23 protein-coding genes are annotated in these 21,937 nt (G+C 65.4%); 6 read left to right on the top strand and 17 right to left on the bottom strand.

All coding sequences use genetic code 11. The features are described from left to right. The first annotated feature begins 36 nt into the window (after positions 1-36). Together AC0L3X_RS33725 and AC0L3X_RS33730 are read left to right on the top strand one after the other, a co-directional pair. Positions 37-690 (top strand): S24 family peptidase, encoded by a 654-nt coding sequence (locus tag AC0L3X_RS33725; protein WP_063979854.1) that lies wholly within the window; start codon positions 37-39, stop codon positions 688-690. A 125-nt stretch (positions 691-815) separates the two neighbouring features. Beyond that, a complete protein-coding gene (locus AC0L3X_RS33730) occupies positions 816-1,568 on the top strand; it encodes a carbonic anhydrase (RefSeq protein ID WP_063985922.1) in 753 nt (250 codons plus the stop codon). A 62-nt stretch (positions 1,569-1,630) separates the two neighbouring features. On the opposite strand, the gene AC0L3X_RS33735 is transcribed toward AC0L3X_RS33730, so the two are convergent. The 5 genes from AC0L3X_RS33735 to AC0L3X_RS33755 all read right to left on the bottom strand — a co-directional run bounded on the left by AC0L3X_RS33735 (position 1,631) and on the right by AC0L3X_RS33755 (position 6,039). Next, positions 1,631-3,274, bottom strand: a complete 1,644-nt coding sequence (locus AC0L3X_RS33735) for a lysine--tRNA ligase (protein WP_063979855.1) — start codon at positions 3,272-3,274, stop codon at positions 1,631-1,633. Between the two features lie 159 nt (positions 3,275-3,433). Continuing rightward, complete coding sequence (locus tag AC0L3X_RS33740) at positions 3,434-4,369, bottom strand: transporter substrate-binding domain-containing protein (protein ID WP_063979856.1); 936 nt, start codon at positions 4,367-4,369, stop codon at positions 3,434-3,436. Positions 4,370-4,586: 217 nt separating this feature from the next. Further along, complete coding sequence (locus AC0L3X_RS33745; protein WP_014491337.1) at positions 4,587-5,177, bottom strand: SCO family protein; 591 nt, start codon at positions 5,175-5,177, stop codon at positions 4,587-4,589. A 24-nt stretch (positions 5,178-5,201) separates the two neighbouring features. Next, complete coding sequence (locus AC0L3X_RS33750) at positions 5,202-5,471, bottom strand: hypothetical protein (protein WP_231143696.1); 270 nt, start codon at positions 5,469-5,471, stop codon at positions 5,202-5,204. Between the two features lie 46 nt (positions 5,472-5,517). Next, positions 5,518-6,039, bottom strand: coding sequence for a Clp protease/crotonase-like domain-containing protein (locus AC0L3X_RS33755; protein WP_063979857.1), 522 nt, complete (start codon positions 6,037-6,039; stop codon positions 5,518-5,520). A gap of 249 nt (positions 6,040-6,288) precedes the next feature. Between AC0L3X_RS33755 and AC0L3X_RS33760 the strand changes: the two genes are divergently transcribed. The 4 genes from AC0L3X_RS33760 (at position 6,289) to AC0L3X_RS33775 (ending at position 9,856) form a co-directional block, all read left to right on the top strand. After that, a complete protein-coding gene (locus AC0L3X_RS33760) occupies positions 6,289-7,947 on the top strand; it encodes an FAD-binding dehydrogenase (RefSeq protein WP_063979858.1) in 1,659 nt (552 codons plus the stop codon). Positions 7,948-7,950: 3 nt separating this feature from the next. Further along, entirely contained in the window at positions 7,951-8,868 is a 918-nt protein-coding gene (locus AC0L3X_RS33765; RefSeq protein ID WP_094183948.1) for a CE1 family esterase, read from the top strand. Between the two features lie 117 nt (positions 8,869-8,985). Continuing rightward, a complete protein-coding gene (locus AC0L3X_RS33770; RefSeq protein WP_014491332.1) occupies positions 8,986-9,336 on the top strand; it encodes a RidA family protein in 351 nt (116 codons plus the stop codon). 154 nt (positions 9,337-9,490) lie between these two features. Continuing rightward, positions 9,491-9,856, top strand: coding sequence for a nuclear transport factor 2 family protein (locus tag AC0L3X_RS33775; protein ID WP_063979860.1), 366 nt, complete (start codon positions 9,491-9,493; stop codon positions 9,854-9,856). Positions 9,857-10,039: 183 nt separating this feature from the next. On the opposite strand, the gene AC0L3X_RS33780 is transcribed toward AC0L3X_RS33775, so the two are convergent. From AC0L3X_RS33780 to AC0L3X_RS33835, 12 genes are all read right to left on the bottom strand, one after another. Continuing rightward, the gene (locus AC0L3X_RS33780; RefSeq protein ID WP_063979861.1) at positions 10,040-10,891 is read right to left on the bottom strand and encodes an amidohydrolase family protein; all 852 of its coding nucleotides are present in this window, start codon (positions 10,889-10,891) and stop codon (positions 10,040-10,042) included. Between the two features lie 3 nt (positions 10,892-10,894). After that, positions 10,895-11,872, bottom strand: coding sequence for an aldo/keto reductase (locus tag AC0L3X_RS33785; protein WP_063985924.1), 978 nt, complete (start codon positions 11,870-11,872; stop codon positions 10,895-10,897). Between the two features lie 106 nt (positions 11,873-11,978). Further along, complete coding sequence (locus AC0L3X_RS33790) at positions 11,979-12,911, bottom strand: sugar-binding protein (protein WP_063985925.1); 933 nt, start codon at positions 12,909-12,911, stop codon at positions 11,979-11,981. Between the two features lie 94 nt (positions 12,912-13,005). Continuing rightward, on the bottom strand, positions 13,006-14,088 hold the full coding sequence (locus AC0L3X_RS33795) for an ABC transporter permease (RefSeq protein WP_085399632.1): 1,083 nt from the start codon (positions 14,086-14,088) through the stop codon (positions 13,006-13,008). Then, positions 14,088-14,846, bottom strand: a complete 759-nt coding sequence (locus tag AC0L3X_RS33800; RefSeq protein WP_014491326.1) for an ATP-binding cassette domain-containing protein — start codon at positions 14,844-14,846, stop codon at positions 14,088-14,090. Before AC0L3X_RS33800 ends, AC0L3X_RS33795 begins: the two co-directional genes overlap by 1 nt. Positions 14,847-14,858: 12 nt before the next feature. Continuing rightward, the gene (gene xylA, locus AC0L3X_RS33805) at positions 14,859-16,181 is read right to left on the bottom strand and encodes a xylose isomerase (protein ID WP_063979862.1); all 1,323 of its coding nucleotides are present in this window, start codon (positions 16,179-16,181) and stop codon (positions 14,859-14,861) included. Continuing rightward, positions 16,178-17,635 (bottom strand): xylulokinase, encoded by a 1,458-nt coding sequence (gene xylB / locus AC0L3X_RS33810; protein ID WP_063979863.1) that lies wholly within the window; start codon positions 17,633-17,635, stop codon positions 16,178-16,180. The genes xylA and xylB overlap by 4 nt, the downstream gene beginning before the upstream one ends. 82 nt (positions 17,636-17,717) lie before the next feature. Then, complete coding sequence (locus AC0L3X_RS33815; protein WP_231143697.1) at positions 17,718-18,761, bottom strand: LacI family DNA-binding transcriptional regulator; 1,044 nt, start codon at positions 18,759-18,761, stop codon at positions 17,718-17,720. Positions 18,762-18,849: 88 nt separating this feature from the next. Next, positions 18,850-19,314, bottom strand: a complete 465-nt coding sequence (locus tag AC0L3X_RS33820) for a GNAT family N-acetyltransferase (protein ID WP_063979864.1) — start codon at positions 19,312-19,314, stop codon at positions 18,850-18,852. 2 nt (positions 19,315-19,316) lie between these two features. Beyond that, on the bottom strand, positions 19,317-19,829 hold the full coding sequence (locus tag AC0L3X_RS33825; RefSeq protein ID WP_063979866.1) for a GNAT family N-acetyltransferase: 513 nt from the start codon (positions 19,827-19,829) through the stop codon (positions 19,317-19,319). Beyond that, complete coding sequence (locus tag AC0L3X_RS33830; protein ID WP_028160282.1) at positions 19,829-20,410, bottom strand: helix-turn-helix domain-containing protein; 582 nt, start codon at positions 20,408-20,410, stop codon at positions 19,829-19,831. The genes AC0L3X_RS33825 and AC0L3X_RS33830 overlap by 1 nt, the downstream gene beginning before the upstream one ends. Positions 20,411-20,598: 188 nt before the next feature. Further along, complete coding sequence (locus AC0L3X_RS33835) at positions 20,599-21,837, bottom strand: hypothetical protein (RefSeq protein WP_473317144.1); 1,239 nt, start codon at positions 21,835-21,837, stop codon at positions 20,599-20,601. Positions 21,838-21,937: the final 100 nt, after the last annotated feature.

Below are 21,937 nucleotides of genomic sequence, written 5' to 3' on the forward strand. Positions count from 1 at the left end.
GACAGTTTTCCTGAGTTGCGACGGGCTGGACCTTCCATGGTCAGACAGGCCAAAGCGCAGAGGATACTGACTCACGACCAGATCTGGGGAGCGCTGGATCGGCTGGCGGAGCGTGCCGGCCTGTCGCCGTCCGGCCTCGCCAAGCGGGCCGGGCTCGATCCCACCACCTTCAACAAGTCCAAGCGTGTCACCCCCGACGGGCGCGAGCGCTGGCCATCCACCGAATCGATCGCGAAAGCGCTGGCGGCGGCCGGCTCCTCGATGGACACCTTTGCCGGGTTGACCGGTGACGACGCCAGCGACGGCCGCTCGGTGCCGCTGCTCGGCCTCGCACTAGCCGGCGCGAGCGGAGCTTTCGACGAATCCGGCTTTCCATCCGGCAAGGGCTGGACCGAACTTGCGTTTCCCACCGCCGAGGACAGTCGCGCCTTTGCGCTGGAGATTTCCGGCGATGCGCTTGCCCCGGCCTATCGCGACGGCGACGTCATCCTGATCTCTCCCCGCGCGCCGATCCGCAGAGGCGATCGCGTGGTGGTGAAGACCAAGGCGGGCGAGGTGACGGTCGCGACGCTGAAGCGCCGCACGGCAAAGGCACTGGAATTGCAGCCGCTCGATGCATCGCAGGCGGAGCACACGATGGCGCCGAGCGACGTCGGCTGGATCGCGCGAATCGTGTGGGCGAGCCAGTGATTGCGTCGTGACTGGACCATGACGCCGGCCGCGCCGCTTCTCGCCCCGGCGACCTTGCGACTCACCACCCCTCTCGCATAGGTTGCGGCCGATTTTGCCGATCAAATTCATCGCAGGGGGATATGATGAATCGCCGTCACGCATTGAAGGCCCTGGCGGGTCTCGCGCTTTGTCCGCTGTGCAAGCCGGCCTTTGCCGCCGAAGGCACGCATTGGAGCTACGAGGGCGCCGGCGGCCCGGCCAAATGGGGCGATCTCGACGCGGCCAACAAGGCCTGCGCGGTCGGCCTGCAACAATCGCCGATCGACATCGAGGGGACGATCAAGTCGCAATTGCCTGTTCTGAAGCTGAACTGGGGCAAGAGCGCCGACACCATCGTCAACAACGGGCACACGATCCAGCTCAACTTCGCCGAAGGCAGCACGCTCACGCTCGGCGACGTCAAATACAAGCTGCTCCAGGTGCACTTCCACCGGCCGAGCGAGCACATGATCGGCGGCAAGAACTTTCCGATGGAAGCGCACTTCGTGCATCGCAACGATGCCGGCGGGCTCGCCGTGGTCGGCGTGCTGATGGCGGAAGGCAAGCCGAACACGGCCTTCGGCAAGATCGTCAAGACCATGCCGGCGGCGGAAGGCCCCGCGGTGAAGGCCGATGCAGCGATCGATCCCCACGCCATGCTGCCGCACAGGCTGAGCTACTTCCGCTACTCCGGCTCGCTGACGACCCCACCCTGTTCGGAGGTCGTCGAATGGCTGCTGCTGACCGACCCGATCCAGGTGTCAGCCACCGACGTCGCTGCGTTCGCAAAGCTCTATCCGATGAACGCGCGCCCGGTGCAGAAGGACAACCGGCGCTTCGTGCTGCGCTCGATCTGAGGCGCGCTTCAAATCTGTAGCCCGGATGAGCGTGGCGACATCCGGGCTACGTACGGCATCTACTACGCGCTTCGCGCCAGCGCACCGTCGATCATGTTCACCGCGTTCTGCACGCCGTAGACCGCGACGAAGGAGCCGAAGCGCGGGCCCTTCTCCTGGCCGAGCAGCACCTGGTAGAGCATGTTGAACCAGTCGAGCGTCACGCCCGGACGGCCGTCCTTGCCCTTCTTGACCTGGTCGAGGAACGGCTCGCGGCGGCCGATCTCGTAGACGACGTTCTGGATGTCCTCGGCCGAGGATTCCTGCGGAAGCTGCGACAGCGCATCGCGCAGATCCTGCAACGCGGCGCGCTCAACCTCGGTCGGCTCGCGGAACTGCTTCGTCGGCGCCACGAAGTCACGATAATAGTTGATGGCATAGCCGACCATCGCATCGAGCTTCGGATGCGTCTGCGGGCTGACGCCGGGACGATAGCGACCGATGAAGCCCCACAGCGTCTCGGCATTCTCCGCATTCGACGACGACACCAGCGTCAAGAGGAGCTGGAACGTGACGGGCATGTCGCCCTTCGGCGGATGGCCGTTGTGGATGTGCCAGACCGGATTGCCGAGCTGCTGCTTGCCATCCTGCTTGGCAAAGCCATCGATGAACTGCTGGTAGTCGTCGACATTGCGCGGGATGACATCGAAATACAGCCGCTTGGCCGCCTTCGGCTCGCGATACATGAACAGCGACAGCGATTCCGGCGAGGCGTAGCGCAGCCATTCGTCGATGGTGAGGCCGTTGCCCTTCGACTTCGAGATCTTCTGGCCCTTGTCGTCGAGGAAAAGCTCGTAGTTGAAGCCTTCGGGCGGCGTGGCGCCGAGCGCCCTGGCGATCGCGCCTGACAGCTTCACGGAGTCGATCAGATCCTTGCCGGCCATCTCGTAGTCGACGCCGAGCGCGACCCAGCGCATCGCCCAGTCGGCCTTCCACTGGCACTTGACGTTGCCGCCCGTCACCGGCGTCTCGACTTCCTGGTTGGTATCGGGATCGACATAGGTCACCGTGCCGGCCGCGACGTCGCGGCGGATCATCGGCACTTGCAACACGACACCGGTGGTCTTGCTGATCGGCAGGAACGGCGAATAGGTGGCGCGGCGATCGGGGCCGAGCGTTGGCAGGATGATCGCCATCACCTTGTCGTAGGCAGCTAACATCTTCAGCAACGTCGCGTCGAAGCGGCCGGACGTATAGTAGTCGGTCGAGCTCGCGAACTCGTAGTCGAAGCCGAAATGATCGAGAAAGGCGCGCAGGCGCGCGTTGTTGTGGTGCCCGAACGACGGGTACTCGTTGGAGAACGGATCCGGCACCCGCGTCAGCGGCTTGCCGAGATGCGCGGCCAGCATCTCCTTGTTGGGGACGTTGTCGGGCACTTTCCGAAACCCGTCCATGTCGTCGGAGAACGCCAGCAGGCGCGTCTTGATCTTGTCCTCGGTGAGCACACGGAAAGCATGGCGCACCATCGAGGTCCGCGCGACCTCACCGAACGTGCCGATATGCGGCAGGCCGGACGGGCCGTAGCCGGTCTCGAACAGCACCTCGTCCTTCGGGCTTTTCTTCAGCCGCGCAACAATGGCCTTCGCCTGCTCGAACGGCCAGGCGTTGGATTGTTCGGCGAGCGCACGCAGATCGCTCGGGTTCGCGGCAAGATCGATGACAGACATTCAGGGGCCTCCGGGCCGCGGAAAATAGCGATTTCCGGGCAGAATGCAAAAGTAGCAGCGCCTTTATCGTGGAATCGTAGGGTGGGCAAAGCGAAGCGTGCCCACCACTGCCAAAGACGGTGGGCACGGCGCTAGCGCGCCTTTGCCCACCCTACGGCACTAAAACGGGCTCACCGAAAAATACCGCAGCCACAGATCGGTGTAGCGGCCTTTCTCCCAGACGCGGAACAGGGCCCAGTTCAGGGCCTGGCGCAGCACGTCGTTGCCCTTGCGGACGGCGATGCCGATGCCCTCGCCGAAGAAGCGGCTCTCGACGAAGGGGCCGCCGGAGAAGGCGCAGCAATCGCCGGAATCCGTGCCGTTGATCCAGAACGCCAGCGAGATGGCGTCGCCGAAGATGAAGTCGACCTCGCCCTTGCGCAAGGCGGCGCGCATCGCGTCGTCGTTGGGATAGGGGTGCAGCTCGGCGTCGGTGAACATCGCCTTGAGATAGGCTTCGTGCGCGGAGCCGGCGATGACGCCGACTTTCTTGCCCTCGAGGTATTCGGGCCGGATCTCCGGCATCACCGCATCCTTGCGCGAGGCGAAGCGCGCCGGCACGCGGTAATAGGGATCGGTGAAATCGACGCGGACGCGGAGCTGCGGACTCACCGCCATCGAGGCGATGATGGCATCGCCCCGGTTGGAGGAGAGCGCGTCGACCAGGGTCTCGAAGCGGCGCATCTGCACCGTGCAGGTGACCTTGATCTCCTCGCACAGCGCGCGGGCGAGATCGACGTTGAAGCCGGCCGGATTGCCGTCGGCGCCGGTGTAGTTGAACGGCGGATAGTCGGTCTCGGTCAGGAAGCGGATCACGGTCAGGCGCGACAGGTCGGGCCGCTCCGGCCGCCGCCGCGGGTCCCAGAAGCCGGGCACGGCCTGCGGGGCAGCCTGAGGCGCGACCTGCGGCGTGGCCTGGGGTGCCGCCGGAGGCTGCTTGGCCGGGGCCTGGGCCTTTGCGGAGGGCAGGCCTGCGAGCAGACATGCGCAGGCGACCAGCCCGGTCAGGACGCGGCGCACGGTTTTGGACGATTTTGCCTGTCGCGACGGGGCCATCGGCGGGAAATGAACGAATTTCGTTGGGATCGGAAGGCGTTATAGACCATCCCGCCGGGAACGCGAGCGCCGATTGCGGGATGGGTAAAGGTCTCTCAGCCGTCATGCCCGGGCCCGTCCCGGCCATCCACGGACTTTCTCGCCCGCCCAAGAACGTGGATGGCCGGGACAAGCCCGGCCATGACGATGTGGAAAGGACTGCACCCAAACAGGGTCCTCAGAGATACCGCTTCAAATCGGCCGCGGCCTCTTCCGGCGTCCGCTTCATGTTGAACGGCGATACGAACCGCCCGTCGCGGTCCATCAGGTAGATCAGCGCGGTGTGGTCCATGGTGTAGTCGCCGTCCTTGGTCGGGACCTTCTTGGCATAGACCCGGTAGGAGGTGATCACCTTGGCGGTCTCGGCGGGGTCGCCGCTGAGCCCTTCGAGGTGCGGGTCGAAGCTCGACAGATAGTCCTTCATCGTCGCCGGCGTATCGCGCTCGGGATCGACCGAGATGAAGACGGCATTGACCTTGTCGGCATCCTTGCCCATCGCGCGCAGCACTTCCGAGATCTCGAACAACGAGGTCGGGCAGACGTCGGGGCAATGGGTGTAGCCGAAGAAGATCAGGGTCGGCTTGCCCTTCAGGTTCTTGTCGGTGACGGCCTTGCCGTGCTGGTCGGTGAGCTGGAACGGGCCGCCGATCGCGGCCGGCTGCGCCACTTTGCTGACCCCGCCCATCGCCCAGAACACGATCAACAGTCCGACGACGAGGCTTGCAGCGAAGGCGGTCGCGATCACCAGCGGACGGGCGGTGGAGCTCATGAGCGGAAAACTTCCTGTCGCAGGTCAGAAGCAGGCGGCAAAGCCGGTCCTGATCATTTCGAAGAACACCTGGCTGCCGTAGTGGAACCAGAGCGCCAGCGCACCGAGCATGACCAGACCACCGATCCCCGCGCCAGCCAACAGCAGCACGAACGGCAGCCGGCCGGCAGTGGGCGAATTGTCCTGTAGCGGTTGGGCCGGGTGCAGTGGTTGAGCCATAACAACGATCGGGGCGAAGGCCCCGGTTCCCTTGCCATTCAAATAGGCGTTGGCCTGGGCCCGGGCAAGCGCCACGGGTGCTCCAAGGAATACTTCCCGGAATCAGATCGCGCCGATGACGTCAGCGAAGCAGCTGGCCCCGAGCGGACTCCAGCTCTTCCGCCTGCGGGAGAGCCCGGCGCAGGGGGCGGTTGGTCGAGGCCTGCGCGTCGAGGTAGCAGGGCTTGTACATGGCCTGGAGCTGCTTGCCCCTCAGGAACAGCATGTGCGGGGTGAGGCCGCCGCGCTGGTTGATCCAGCGCTTCACCTGCGAGGGATACATCGCATAGAGCATCTGGGTCGCTTCGGAGTTGGTCACCGCACGGCCGTTGGCGCCAAAATCCCAGGCGGCGTGGAAGCCGAGGGTCGCGTGCGAGGTCACACAGATGCGGTCGCGCGGAATGGCGCCGAGGACGATGGTGCAGGCCGAGGCACAGAGACCGTCGATGATGACGGTGTCGCCTGACTGGCGCAGGTCCTGGTATCTGTCGACGTAGGTTCCGATCCGGCCACCGCGGTCATCCGCAATCCGAACCACTGCGTGAGAAGCCCCCATGCTCGCGATGAGGAGAACCGCCGCGAGCAACCCCGTCAGAAACTTCATTGTCCCCCGCCCCAGTCGAATTCGAATCTGCGTGTCAGGTGGTGATGCGTTGCTAGCGTCCGTCGTAACCGTGGTTTTGTCTAGGCGCGCCGGCTGGCTCAAAACAAATTCAAATCCAGTGTTGCGCCCGCGCTGCACCAGGCCCGACTCGGTCCCAAACCGGAACAAGTTAACGATGTCTTACGCGCCAAGCCCTTGATCTCAGTTGCAACGGCTGGCTTCAATCCGGACAACTACAGGGGGGAACCTATGGCGGAAGAGACAGACGTCATCGTCGTCGGCGCGGGACTATCGGGACTGGTGGCCGCAACCGAGATCGCCGACGCCGGCAAGCGGGTGATCGTGGTCGACCAGGAAGGCGAGCAGTCGCTCGGCGGCCAGGCGTTCTGGTCGTTCGGCGGCCTGTTCCTGGTCAACTCTCCCGAGCAGCGCCGGCTCGGCATCAAGGACTCCTTCGATCTCGCAATGCAGGACTGGCTCGGCACCGCCGGCTTCGACCGCGACGAGGATTTCTGGCCGCGCCAATGGGCCGAGGCCTATGTGGCGTTTGCCGCGGGCGAGAAACGCGACTGGCTGCGCGCGATGGGGCATCGCATCTTCCCGGTGGTCGGCTGGGCCGAGCGCGGCGGCTATGACGCGATGGGCCACGGCAATTCGGTGCCGCGCTTCCACGTCACCTGGGGAACCGGCCCCGGCATCGTCGAGCCGTTCGAGCGCCGCGCGCGCGAGGCCATGAAGAGCGGCCGGCTGACCTTCAGGTTCCGCCATCGCGTCGATGCGCTCTCCATCACCAACGGCACGGTGGACGGCATCAGCGGCGCCGTGCTTGCCCCTGACAATGTCGAGCGTGGCAAGAGCTCGTCGCGCAACGTGGTCGGCGAGTTCGCGCTGAAGGCGCAGGCCGTGATCGTGGCGTCCGGCGGCATCGGCGGCAATCACGAGCTGGTGCGGCAGAACTGGCCGAAGCGGCTCGGCGAGCCGCCGAAGTTCATGATCTCCGGCGTGCCGGAGCATGTCGACGGCCGCATGATCGGCATCACCGAGAAATCGGGCGCGCGGCTGATCAACCGCGACCGCATGTGGCATTATGTCGAAGGCATCCAGAACTGGAATCCGATCTGGCCGCGCCACGGCATCCGCATCCTGCCCGGCCCGTCCTCGATGTGGTTCGACGCAACAGGCACGCGGCTGCCGGCGCCGTTGTTTCCCGGCTCCGACACGCTCGGCCAGCTCCAGTACATCATGTCCACCGGCTATGATTATTCCTGGTTCATCCTGACCCAGAGCATCATCAAGAAGGAATTTGCGCTGTCGGGCTCGGAGCAGAATCCCGATCTGACAGGCAAGAGCTGGCGGATGACCCTGCGCCGCGCCACCAACAAGGGCGCGCCGGCGCCGGTGGAGGCATTCAAAAGCCATGGTGTCGACTTCATCGTACGCGACAAGATCGAGGATCTTGTCGCGGCCATGAACAAGCTCGCCGGCAGCGACCTCCTCAAGCTCGAGCATGTCAGGATGCAGATCGAGGCGCGCGACCGCGAGATCGCCAATCCCTACGTCAAGGATGCGCAGGTGATGAACATCCACAATGCGCGGCGCTATATCGGCGACAAGCTGATCCGCACCGCCTCTCCGCACCGCATCCTCGATCCCGCGCAGGGGCCGCTGATCGCGGTCAAGCTCAACATCCTCACCCGCAAGACGTTGGGCGGTTTCGAGACCGATCTCGACTCGCGCGTGTTCGGCAGCGAGGGCAGCGTCATTCCCGGCCTCTATGCGGTCGGCGAAGCCGCAGGCTTCGGCGGCGGCGGCGTGCACGGTTATCGTTCGCTGGAAGGCACCTTCCTCGGCGGCTGCCTGTTCTCGGGCCGCAATGCCGGCCGCGCCGCGGCGAAGGCCGTGGGCTAGATCATGCGGAGGTGGATGCAGATCGGGGCGCTTCTTGCGGCATTGGCCGCAGCCTCGGCCGCATCCGCCGATACGATCGACGTCAACGGCGTGAAGCGATCCTACACCGCGCAACTGCCGGCGAAGCGGCTGGTGCCGCTCGTGGTCGTGCTGCACGGCAAGACCCAGCGCGGCGCCGACATGGTCGCGCGAACAGCGTGGCCGCAGGTCGCGAAGCGCGAAGGTTTTGCCGTGGTCTTTCCCGACGGGCTCAACCATGCCTGGGCCGATGCGCGGACGAAGGCTGGACCGGCGCTGCGTGGCCCGCCCGAGGGCACCGACGACGTCGCCTTCATCGCAAAGCTGGTCGAGACGCTGGTGACGAACGGCACGGCGGACCCGAAGCGTGTCTATGTCGCCGGCATCTCCAATGGCGGCGCCATGGCGATGACGCTGGTTTGCGCGCGCGCCGATCTGTTTGCGGCGGGCGCGAGCGTGATCATGAATCTCACGGATGAGGCCGCAGTCACCTGCCATCCGTCGCGGCCACTGCCGATGCTGCTCATCAACGGCACCGCCGACCCGCTGGTCCCCTACGAGGGAGGACGGGGATCGAGCTATTATGCCGCAGACGGGTTCTGGTCCACCGAAGAGACGCTGGCTTTCTGGCGCAAGCTCAATGGCTGCGAGACCGACGATGCCGAGGTGACCGATTTGCCCGAGAAGGCGCCCGCGGACCAGTCCACGGTCACACGGATCTCCTCACGCTGTCCCAAAGGGCACGACGTCGTGCTCTATCGCATCAACCATGGCGGCCACCGCATGCCCGGCTTCGCTCCGGATGCCCGCTTCCCGAAGGTTGCAACCAGCCTGCTCGGGCCACAGAACCGCGACATCGACGGTGCCGAGACGATCTGGTCGTTCTTCAGTCAGTTTCCGTGAACGGCGCATGCATCAGCGGGCCACGCATGCGTACCCGGCAACGCATGCGTGCCTGGGGTGGCAGAGCTGGGGGCGCTGGGTTAGACAGGGCCGCCATTCCCACCAGGAGATCCCCCAATGAGCATTCAGCGTTTCGAAACCGGCCCGCGCATGAGCCAGGTCGTCGTGCACGGCAACACCGTCTATCTCGCCGGCGTCGTCGCCAACAAGGCCGCCGGTGAAAGCGTCACGAAGCAGACCCAGGACATCCTGGCGACCATCGACAGCCATCTCGCCAAGGCCGGCACCGACAAGTCGAAGCTGCTCTCGGCCACGATCTACATCACCGACATGAAGACCTTTGCCGAGATGAACGCGGTGTGGGACGCCTGGGTCTCGCCCGGCAACACCCCGGCTCGCGCGACCGTCGAAGCCAAGCTCGCGGCGGCTCAGTACACCGTCGAGATCATGGTCACCGCGGCGAAGTAAATTCGCGCTGAAATTGTTGCGAACGTCCGAAGCGCGATGAGAGCATCATCGCGCTTCTTTTCTGCGTGCGCATGACCTCCGGGGTAATCGATCTGCGCGTGCGAACCTTCGATAGTCGAGACAGCCGAACACGGCGCCATCGAAGGAGAACACCATGACCGACCCCGTCACCATCGCCCGCCGCTACATCGAGCTCTGGAACGAGCGCACCGCAGGCCGCCGTCGCGAACTGCTCAGCGAAAACTGGACGGCGGATGCGAGCTATGTCGATCCCCTGATGAAGGGCGACGGCCGGGACGGCATCGACGCGCTGATCGCGGGCGTGCAGCAGCGTTTCCCCGACTTCAAGTTCACGCTGATCGGCGAGCCCAACGGCTACGGCGAGCATGTCCGCTTTTCGTGGGGCCTCGGTCCCGACGGTGTCGACAGCCCGATCAAGGGCACCGACTTCGCCGTGCTGAAGGACGGCCGCATCAGGAGCATCACGGGATTTCTGGACCAGGTGCCCGCGGGCGCGTAACGCCTCTTACCCTCCCCTGGAGGGGGAGGGTCGGCTCACATTGAGCGCAGCGAAATGTGAGACGGGGTGGGGTGACAGTCTCTCCACCGATGCGGTGCCCGAGCGGAGAGATCACCCCACCCCGCTCGCGCTACGCGCGATCGACCCTCCCCCTCCAGGGGAGGGTAAGCAAGAGCCCGGCCCTTAGCTTGCAGTTGCCAGCCGATAGGCTCGCTTCGCATTCACACCAAATGCCTTCTCTCGAACATTCGGCCCAAGCTTCGCCAGGCACGCTTCCAGCGCCCCCTTGATCTCGCCATAACTCCCGGCAAGCAGACACACCGGCCAGTCCGAGCCGAAGATCAGGCGATCCTCGCCAAAACATGTTGCGGCATGTTCGACGAACGGAAACAGCCGCTCGGCATCCCAGTCACTCCACACCGCTTCCGTCGCGAGGCCCGAAATCTTGCACCAGACATTGCCGCAGGCCGCGAGAGCCGCGATGCGATCGGCCCATTCGGCGCTTCCGCCATCGGCGATCGGCGGTTTTGCGGCGTGGTCGAGCACGAAACGCGCTTGCGGAAAGGCCTGTGCAGTTGCGATCGCGGCGGGCAGTTCGCGGGTGCGGACCAGGAAATCGTAGGCGAGATCGCGGGCGAACGTTGCGGTGAGGCCGCGTTGAACGTCCTCGCGCAGCAGCCAGTCCGGATCGGCCTCGTCATGCACCTGGTGACGAATGCCGACCAGCTTGTCGCCGCCGGGCGAAGCGCGCAGCCGATCGAGCGTGTCGCCAAGCGCACCGTCCGTCAGATCGGCCCAGCCGACGACGCCAATCACCGAGGGCGTCGCATGCGCGATCCGCAAGAATTCCTCAGTCTCCTCCAGCGCGGAGCGGCACTGCACCACGATGCTCGCGTCGATGCCGTTTGCTTTCAACAGCGGCGCGAGATCGGCGGGGCCGAAGGCGCGGCGGATCGAGGCCAATTCCGGCGCGTCCATCCAGGGATAGTCGGCGCGCGAAGGATCCCAGAAATGCTGATGGCCGTCGACGATCATGCCTCACGCTCCGCCCGGCAACGGCGCGCGTGCGTCGACGAGCTTGCGCGCACGCAGCTCCTGCCAGAAGGCTTGTGGCACCGCCTTCTCCGACATCGCGATGTTGTCGGACACTTCCGCGGCGTTGCGCGCGCCCAGCACGGCAATTGTGACCGCCGGATGGGCCATGCAGAACTGAAGCGCGGCGGCCTTCAGCTCGGTCCCGTGCTTGCGGCAGAGCTCGTCGAGCTCGAGCGCACGCGCGATCAGCGCCGCGTCGGCGTCCTGATAGTTGAACTTCGCGCCAGGATGCGGATTGGCCAGAATGCCGCTGTTGTAGATGCCGCCGAGCAGGATGCCGATGTTCTTCTCGCGGCAGACCGGAAATAGCGCATCCAGCGCGCCCTGGTCGAGCAGCGTGTAGCGGCCGGCGAGCAGGAAGCAGTCGACCGGAACGGCCTGGGCAAAACGGACCAACATTTCCGACTGGTTCATGCCGGCACCGATCGCCTTGACCGTGCCGTCGGCGCGCAGGCGCTGGAGTGCGCGGAAGGCGCCGGCCACGGCATCGTCATAGTGATCGTCGGGATCATGCACGAGCAGGACATCGATGCGATCGAGCCCAAGGCGCGTCAGGCTCTCCTCCACCGAACGCATCACGCCGTCATGGGAGAAGTCGAACACCGGCCGCTCGCGCGACGTACCCTTGTAGTGCGCGTCCTCGGCGGCCGCGCCATCCGGCGCGCGCAGCAGACGACCGACCTTGGTCGAGATGACGTAGGAGTCGCGCGGCTGCTGCCGCAGGAAAGCGCCGAGCCGCCGTTCGGCGAGGCCAAAGCCGTAGAGCGGCGCGGTATCGTAGAAGCGGATGCCGGCCGACCAGGCGCGCTCGATCGTGGCGAACGCATCGGTATCGCTGACGGCGGTGAACAATCCGCCGAGCGGGGCCGAACCGAGACCGATTGAGGTGACGTCGAGGGAGCCGAGCCGCGACCGTTTCATTCCCATTGCCTTCCAAAAGTCTTCCTTCCAACCGTCCAATCATCTCTCCCGCTTGCGGAAACCGCAAGCGGGAGAGGTTCGCAGGAGCACGGGGCTGGCGACGCTCCTACTTCAACATCTGCGCAACGTTGTCCTTGGTCACGAGATCGAGGCCGGTATAGACGATCTCGGGTACCTTCTCGCCCTTCTTGATGGCGAGCAGCGTATCCATCGCCTTCTCGCCCATCTCGAACGGACGCTGGCCGACCAGCGCATTGGCGTAACCGTCGCGCAGCAGTTCGAGCTGCATCTTCAGCGTATCGGCGACGACCAGCGTGAACTTGCCGGAGTCGATGTCCTTCTTGTTCCTGGAGGCGAAGGCCTTGAAGCCTTCGGGGGCGAACATCGGCCAGCCGCCGATGGGAACGATCGAGGCGAGGTCGGGCGTGGCGGTGCGCATGTCCGTCATCTGCTGGACCGCCAGCGCCGGATCGTCGTTGCAGAAGGTCGGCGAGCCCGCGACCTCGGTCCATTTCGAGCCCTTCAGCGCCTCGCGGACGCCGTCGACGCGCTCGGCGAGATTCTTGGCGCCCGGACCGCCCGAGACCATCGCGTATTTGCCGCCATCGGGCCGCAGCTTCAAGAGCTCCTTGCCGAGCGCGACGCCGAACTCCTTGTTGTTGGTGCCGATATAGGCGATCCGCTTGGAGCCAGGCGCATCGGCATCGAAGGTGATGACGGGGATGCCGGCCGCGGTCGCCGCCTCGATCGACTTGGTCATGGCCGCAACGTCGGCGACCGAGATGGCGAGGCCGTCGACCTTCTGGGTGACGAAGTCCTGGATGATCTGCGCCTGCGTCGCCGGCTCATGCTCCACCGGCCCCTTGTAGATGCACTCGATGTTGCCAAGCTCCTTGGCACGCTTCAGGCAGCCGTCGCGCGCGAAGTCGAAGAACGGATTGTTCATCGCCTTGGGCACGATCACGAAACGGTAGTTCGCGGCAAACGCCGGCGTCGCCATCATCGCGACCGCGATGCCGGCAAGAAGAAGTTTCCTCATTGTTTCCTCCACCCTTATCTGGCGCCCGTCCTCTTAAGATCGTCCGGGGAGCGGACAGGCGACATTTTCGTTGCCCTCCCGGAACGACGTCATTTCAGATCATCCGCGAGCGGATGCGGTCGACCAGCACAGCCAGGATGATGATCACGCCGACCAGCGTCTGCTGCCAGTAGGAGCTGACCTGTGCCAGCACGAGGCCGTTGCGGATCACTTCCAGCAACACGCAGCCGACGATGGCCCCCAACGGACCGCCGATGCCGCCGGCGAGGTTGGCACCGCCGATGACGGCCGCCGCGATCACGTTGAGCTCGTAGGACGTCGCCATGTTGGCGGGCGCCGATCCGAGCCAGCCGGAGATGATGATGCCTTGCAGCCCTGCGGCAAGCGCGCAGATCACATAGACCTCGATCTTCACCCGCACGACCGGTATGCCCGTGAGCTCGGCGGCCTTCTCGTTGCCCCCGAGCGCGAACACGTGGCGGCCGAACGAACTGTGGTGCAGGACCACGGCCATCGCCAGCGCGAGGACCACGAGATAGATGAAGGGCACGGGCACGCCGAGCACATCGCCCGAGGTGAGCGCGTAGAAGTAATCAGCGTCCGGCCCACCCGGAAAACTGCCGCGGCCGTTGGAGACGACGTAGCCGAGCCCACGCACGATCGAGAGCATGCCGAGCGTGGTGACGAAGGGCGACAGGCCGAGCACGGCGATACAGAAGCCGTTGACGAGGCCCGCGATCAGCGCGACGCCGAGGCCCGCGAGGATCGAGATCAGCAGGATCAGACCCGGCACGTTGGCCAGCACGGTCTTGCCGTCAGCGGCCATATGCACGAACAGCGAGCCTGCGGGCGAGCCGGGCGCCGACAGCTCGGTCATGACCATCGAGGTGATCATGGCGGAGAAGCACATCATCGAGCCGACCGACAGATCGATGCCGCCGGTGATGATCACGAAGGTGACGCCGAGGGTGGCGATGGCGATGAAGGAGAAATTCTTCGCCACGTTCTGCATGTTGCCTTCGGTGAAGAAATAAGGGCTGGCGAAATGCATCACCACCAGCAGCATCGCCAGCGCGAGCAGGACATAGCCGGTCTGGGAGGCGAAGATGCCGCGCTGCCACCATCTGATCCGGCCGACATTGGTGAAGCTGATCGGAGATTCCAAGGGCATGGCCATCACGCCGCCTCCTTCGCGCCGGTGATCAGGGCGGTGACTTCCTCGGGCGACGTCTGGTGGATCGGCTTGTCGGCCCGTTTCTCACCGCGGCGCATGACGATCACGCGATCGCACACCGCGAACACGTCGGGCATGCGGTGCGAGATCAGCATGACGGCGACGCCCTGCTCCTTCAGCCGGTGGATCAGGCCGAGCACCTGCTCGACCTGGCGTACCGAGATCGCGGCGGTCGGCTCGTCCATCATGACCAGCCGCGCGTTGGACAGCCGCGTCCGCGCGATCGCAACCGCCTGGCGCTGGCCGCCAGACATCTGCTTGACGAGATCGTCGGGGCGCGTCTCCGAGCGCAATTCGCCGAACAGCTCCAGCGCACGCGCCGCCATCGCCTTGTGGTCGAGCAGTGCGAGCGGGCCGAACCTGCGCTTCAGCTCGCGGCCGAGGAAGACGTTGGCAGCAGCCGTCAGATTGTCGGCAAGCGCGAGGTCCTGGTAGACGACCTCGATGCCGACGCCGCGGGCATCGACGGGCCGGTTGAAATGGACCGCGTTGCCGGCAAAGCGGATCTCGCCATGGCTGGGACGGAAATTGCCGGCGATGATCTTGACCAGCGTGGACTTGCCCGCGCCGTTGTCGCCCATCAGGCCGACGACCTCGCCGGGCTGGACCTGCAGGTCGACGCCGTGCAGCGCGCGGATTGCGCCGAACTCCTTGCCGATGCCGGTCAGCTCGAGGACCGGTGTCGCTTCAGCCTTTGTCATCAGCGGCCTTCCTCAGACGTAGCGGTTTACCAGGGATTCCAGATATTCCTGCCGTCCCGAGCGCGGCCGCGGGTCGAAGCCGGGGCTGAGCGCACGGTCGGCAAGTTCGGCGAGCGAGCGCTGGCCGCCGAGAATGGCCCGGCCTTCGGGTGCCGCCCATCCCTCGTAGCGCTGCGCGAGCGGTGCGGTGAGGGCGCCGGCATCGAGCATGTCGGCGGCGGCGAGGAACGCGCGCGCGCAGGCATCCATCGAGCCGACATGGGCATGGATCAGATCGTCGGGGTCGATCGACTGCCGCCTGATCTTGGCGTCGAAATTGAGCCCGCCCGAGGTGAAGCCGCCGCGATTCAGGATCTCGTGGAACACCAGGGCCAGCTCCGGCACGTTCATCGCGAACTGGTCGGTGTCCCAGCCGAGCAGATCGTCGCCGCGATTGACGTCGAGCGAGCCGAAGATGCCGAGCGCCTCGGCGAGCGCCACCTCGTGATGGAAGGAGTGGCCGGCGAGGATGGCGTGGTTCTGCTCGATGTTGAGCTTGACGTCGTTCAGCAGGTCGTAGCGTTCCAGGAAGCCGTAGCAGGTGGCGACGTCGAAATCATATTGATGCTTGGTCGGCTCCTTCGGCTTCGGCTCGATCAGGATCGGGCCCTTGAAGCCGATCTTGTGCTTGTGCTCGACGACCAGCGAGATGAAGCGGCCGAGCTGGTCGAGCTCGCGCTTGAGATCCGTGTTGAGCAGCGTCTCGTAGCCCTCGCGGCCGCCCCACAGCACGTAGTTCTGGCCGCCGAGCCGGTGCGTCACCTCCAGCGCGGCGCGGACCTGGCCGGCGGCATAGGTGAAGATTTCGGGGTCCGGATTGGTCGCGGCACCCGCCATGTAGCGGCGATGCGTGAACAAATTGGCTGTGCCCCAGAGCAAGCGGACTTTTGCGGAGGCCATCTTCGCTTCGAACAGATCGGCGATCGCGTTGAGATTGGCGACGGACTCGCTGAGCGAAGTGCCTTCCGGCGCCGCATCGACGTCGTGGAAGGTGAAGAAGGGTACGTCCAGCAGGCGGAACAGCTCGAAGGCGACATCGGCCTTGGCGCGTGCCTGCGCCATCGCATCAGCACCTTGATGCCAGGGGCGCAGAAAGGTCTCGCCGCCGAAGGGATCGCCGCCCGGCCAGCAGAACGAATGCCAGTAGCAGACCGCAAAGCGCAGATGATCCTCGAGCCTGCGGCCATGCACGAGCCGGTCCTTGTCGTACCATCGGAAGGCGGGCGTGTTTCCCGCATCCTTGCCGCCGAAGGCGACAGGGGCGCTTGCATCGAAGAATTTTGCTGGTGCGTTCACTTAAGGCTCTCCTTCAACGCAGGATAAAGTTCGCGCCACCGCCGATAGGCGTCGTCATAGGCCGCAGTGACGGATGCGCGGGGCGCAAAGCTCGCGAGCCGCCGCGGGCGCTTGCACACTTCCGCGGGATCTTCGCCGGTAGCGGCGAGCCGGCCGAGCCTCGCGGCGCCGAGCGCCGCCCCGACCTCGCCTTCCTCGACGCGGTGGACGGGAATGCCGAGCACATCGGCGCAGATCTGCGCCCACAGCGGCGAGCGCGAGCCGCCGCCGACGAGATCGACCTCCGCGATTGGCCCGCTGGCCGCGCTCAGCGCCGCGAGGTTGTCGCGCGCGGCGAAGGCGACGCCTTCCAGCACGGCCTGCACGATCTGGCTGCGCCCGCTCGCACCGCGCAGGCCGACGAAGGCGCCGCTGGCGGCGGCATCGTTGTGCGGCGTGCGCTCGCCATCGAGATAGGGCAGGAATTTTATGGAGCTCGGTCCGTCGACACGCTCGCCGAGCGGCGCCAGGAGCGCGGCGGCCGGCGTCTCCATCACGCCCGCGAGCCAGGCCAGCGAAGCCGCGGCCGACAGCATTACGCCCATCTGATGCCAGAGGCCGGGCAGCGCATGGCAGAACGCATGCACGGCCGAAGCCGGTGCCGGTGCAAACCGGTCGGTGACGCGGAACACCACGCCGGATGTGCCGAGCGACAGGAATGCATCGCTTGGCGCGATCGCGCCGAGCCCGATGGCGCTCGCGGCATTGTCGCCGGCACCGCCGGCAATCACGACTTCATTCGTCATGCCCCAGCGCCGCGCGAATTCGGGCGCGAGCACTGCACTGACCTCGCTGCCCTCGACGAGGCGGGGCATGTGGTGGAGATCGAGCCCGACGGCATGCAGCAGCAGCGCCGACCAGCGGCGCAGACCGACATCGAGCCACAGCGTGCCCGCGGCGTCGGACATGTCCTCGACCATCTCGCCGGTGAGGCGATAACGCACATAGGCCTTCGGCAGCAGCACCTTTGCCACGCGCTCGAAGATCTGCGGCTCGTGCCGCGCGACCCAGAGCAGCTTTGGCGCGGTGAAGCCGGGCATCGCCAGATTGCCGGCGATCGTGTGCAGCGACGGGCAGCGCCGCTCGAGCGCGACGCATTCGGCGTGAGAGCGGCCGTCGTTCCACAGAATAGCGGGGCGCAGCGGCCGTCCGTCCTCGTCCAGCAGCGTCGCGCCATGCATCTGGCCGGACAGCCCGATGCCGCGCACCTGCGCGACCTCGCGCGGATGGCGGGCGGCGAGATCGTCGACGGCGCCAACCGCCGCATCGACCCAGGCGTCGGGATTCTGCTCGGACCACAGCGGCGCGGGATGCGACAGCGCAAGCTCGCGCGCGGCCGTCGCGACAATCGCGCCGGTTTCGCTCACGAGCACCGCTTTCACACCGGATGTGCCGATGTCGATACCGAGATACACGCCGTCCTCCCTTTCGCCTGATGCGGTGCGCGATCTCAGAGTCGCCCTTTCCGCAACGGACCGTTTCGAAATCCACCCGCCCCTAGGGCAAATTGTCCCGCATCACGATGTCGATCCTGATCTTCTCCTGTTCGCGCAAGATCGGCTCGCCGCGCGCAAGCGCGAGCAGCACGCGCACGGCGGCGCGCGCTTCATGCCCGGGGTTCTGCGAGATCGCGGCATCCATCACGCCCTGCAACAGAAGCCGGCGCGTCAGTACGGTGACGTCGTGTCCGACGAATACCACCTGCTTGCCGCGGCCGGCATCGCTCAACGCTGTGGCGACGCCTTGCGTGCCTGCGCCGACGTTATAAAGGCCGACAATGTCAGCATGCCTGCCGAGCAGCTGCGCCAGAACCTGTTCCGAACGGCCGTCTTCGTCGCGCCCTTCCAGCACCGGCAGCACGCTGAGATCGGGGAATTCCGACGCCATCACCTGGCTGAAGCCGAAGATGCGTTCGGAATGGTCGCGCAGGCCCTGCGAGCCCGCGACGATCGCGACCTTGCCGGACCGTTGGCCGACCAGCCGACCGACCAGCGCGCCGGCGGTGCGTCCCGCCGCAATGTTGTCGATGCCTACATAATGGTGGCGACGCGAGGACGGGACGTCCGAGACCAGCGTCACGACCCTGGTCCCGGCGTCGACGAGATCGTTGATCGCGGCGCGGACCCCGGGATGGTCCAGCGCCACCACGGCGACGCCGTCGTAATCGCCGGACAGCGCCTCCAGCGAGGCCGCGAGCACGGACGGGTCGAACACATCCGTGGCGACCACCTCGACGCCGAGACGGCGGGCCGAGAGCCAGGCCGACATCTCGCCGAGATAGGCCTCGATCTGCTGCATGAAGGGGTTCGGCCCCGCCGGCATCACGAAGGCAAAGCGGCGGGCACGGCTGCGGGCGAGCTCGGCGGCGGCGACGTGCGGCTGGAAGGCGTTGCGCTCGATCGTCGCCTTGACCCGCCGGACCGTATCGGGCCGCACGCCCGGGCGGTTGTGCAGGACGCGGTCGACCGTCGCAAGGCTGACACCCGCCTCGCGGGCGATGTCCTTCAGCGTCAGCGCGGTCGCGGTGAGAGTATCGGCCATGGCTGAAGGTTATCGAGGTGTTTTGAGGTACGCAACTCATTTTGAGGCGCACGACGATGTTTTCGGGTCCGGGTCACACCGCGCGGCCTCAGCCGCCCATAAGGTCGCGCGTCAGGAACAGGCTGTTGGGATCCTCGACATAGCCCTCGAACGGGCCGCAGAGCACAAAACCGTGCGCCTGGTAGAGCGCATGCGCGGGCTTGAAATAATCCCAGGAGCCGGTCTCGAGGCTGAGCCGCTTCAAGCCACGCGCGCGGGCCTCAGCGATGATGTGGCGGAGCATCCGGCCGCCGAAGCCGCGCCTCCGCGTGGTTTGCAGCGTGTGCATCGACTTCACCTCGCCATGGTCGGCCGAGAGCATCTTCAGCGCGCCGGTGGCGACCAGCGTCTCGCCGTCCCAGCCGGTCCAGAACGCGACGTCGCTCGCGCGCAGCCCAGCGAGATCGAGCGCATGGGCGCTGCCCGGCGCGGTCTGCGCCCGCGCAGCCGTGACATGATGGTCGAGCAGCTCAATGACGCGCGGATCAAAGGTGTCGCCGGTACGGACCTGCATCGTCACGGCCTCACCTCACTTGAAAGCCGCTTCTGCATGAGGACCATATCGAGCCAGCGGCCGAACTTGCAGCCGACCTCAGGCATACGGCCAACCTCGGCAAAGCCGAACGACGCGTGCAGCCCGGTCGAGGCGGAATTCGAGGCCTCGATCGCGGCGACCATCGTGTGCTTGTTGAGCGCAGTAGCGCGCTCGATCAGCGCGGCCATCAGGCAGCGGCCGACGCCGAGCCGATGATGTTGCTCGCCGACATAGACCGAATTCTCCACGGTGTGGCGATAGCCGGGCCAGGGGCGGAAATCGCCGAATGATGCGAAGCCGACGACGTCCCTGCCCTTCATTGCGACCAGCACGGGATAGCCGGCCGCTTGCCGAGCGCGCATCCACTCGCGCCGCGAATCCAGATCGGCCGGTCCGTCGGTCCACACCGCCGTGGTGTTGATCGCGGCGTAGTTGTAGATGGCCAAAATATCTTCGGCATCCTCCAGCGTGGCGTCCCGCACGATCAGCGACATCACATTTTCCCATACGATGTGCCGCGCCGCGTGATGATGACGTAGCGCGCATCCTGTTTGGTTTCGTTCTCGAAGGTCACCGCCCGCATCACGTCGAAATCGAGACAATCGCCGTCGCGCAGCCGCACGGTCTTGGCGTCGATATGCACGCAGACCGCACCCTCCAGCATCAGGAGCTGCTGGGTGAACGCGTTGCGGCCCCAGGGGCTGTAGGAGACACGCGCTCCGGCCGGCAGGTCGACGACGATGATCTCGATGCCGCTCGCCGCATCCGGCGGCGAGGCATGACGCCGCCGGTAGCCGCTGTCGGGATCGCGCCAAAGCGGCTGGTCGGCAAGCCGCATCAATCGCTCCGGCGGTTTCTCGGCGAGCGCGACGACGTCACTGAGGGTGACATCGAGCGCCGCGCAGAGCTTGTTGAGCAGCGCAGCGGTGGCGCTGCTCTGCGCCCGCTCCACCCTCCCGATCATGGCCCGGCTGACACCGGAGCGCGTCGCGAGTTCGTTCAACGTCATGCCCGCCTGCGTCCTCAAGGTCTTCAAGCGACGACCGATCGCACGGTCGAGTTTCTGCTGGTCCATGGCTTTCATCCGAATATTGCCCGAGAGGACCGCACCCATCAGGGCGGGAGAAGCTTAAGCCGGGCGGGGCGCGCATGCCGGATGCGAAGAGCTAATATATTAGAATTTTTGCGCGGCAAATTCCCTGGCGAATTGCCACAGCCCGCCTGGACATGGCGGGCTCGGCAAAGTGTCCTTGGGGAAATTCGCTAGACCAGAAAATCCGGCGCCGCGCCGTGGGCCTGCGGGATCAGGGATCCGGGCGCGAGGTGAAGCGTCATCGCATGATGATCCGCATCGGTCAGCGTCAAAATATTGGTCTGAGTGTCGAAGGCCGCGTTCACCTTGGCGTCGAAGCCATCCAGCACCAGCGTCGTGCCTGGCGTATAGTTTGAGATGACACCGGATGTTTGCCGGGCGTCGGGCCCGAAAACAAACGTGTCCGTACCCGTCAGAACGACATTGCTGCTCAAATTACCGGTGACCACCAATGTCCCGTTGTTGACGTTGACCGTTCCGGTCCCGCTCAAATTGTCGACCTTGAGCACGCCATTATCCAGGACAGTGGCGTTGTTGACGAGGTTGCCCGAGACATCCACCTCACTGCCGGCGTGGACATTGACGATGCCGCCATTGGTCAAGCCATTCCCGAAATCGATCGTGCCGCCCTGATCTGCGGTGATCGTTCCAAAGGTGTTGAAAACGGCGTCGTCGAAATCGAGCGAGGCATGCACGGCTTCGATCAGGCCGCTGCTGGTGACGGAATTGCCGGTATTCACCGCAAGCGGCTGGGACCCGTTCGCCTCGAGCGTGCCGGAGACGCCGATATCCAAGGTGAGGCTGTGATCTCCGTTTCCGATCGTGCCGGCGCCGTCGATCGTGCCGCCGTCAAGGTCGAGCGTGTGATGTGCACCGCTGTTCAGGATCGAGGAGCCCGGATCGAGCTTGATCTCGCCATTGCCAATGACCGTGGCGTCGCCGGTCAGGATGGCTTTCGCGAAATTGAAGAACTCGATCTTGCCGCCATTGTTCAGCGTGCCGCTGACATTCAGAACGCTTCCGGCACTGTCGTCAAACACGGCGCCAGCCTTGAGTGTCACGTTGTTGAAGCTGTTGGCGCTGCCTGCAACGGATTCGATAAGCCCGCCTGACGTCGCATCCAACGACGTCCCGTCCAGATGCACGTTGTCGAAGGTGATGGTGCCGCCATTGGCGACGATCGCACCGAGGGAACCGCCGGCGATCGTATCGTTCACGAACGCGAGCATCGCCTGGGCTTCGCTCAGTGAACCGAGATTGTTGATCGTGCTGTTGCTGATGACACCGGCGCTGCCGGTCTCGTGCAAATTGCCGGTCACGCTGATATTGATCGTGGCCCGGTCAATCGACGTGAAGCCGGTCGAGCCGGTGACCGTCAGAACGCCACCGCCGCCGCTGGTGTCATTCACGTCAGTGACCGTGATCGCGACGTTCTTTGTCGCGATCTCTGTCCCGTCGCTGACCGCGACGGTGACGTCATAGACGTTGTCGTGGTTCGCGTCTTTCGGC

It is taken from the genome of Bradyrhizobium sp. MI1.7, from assembly GCF_055811795.1.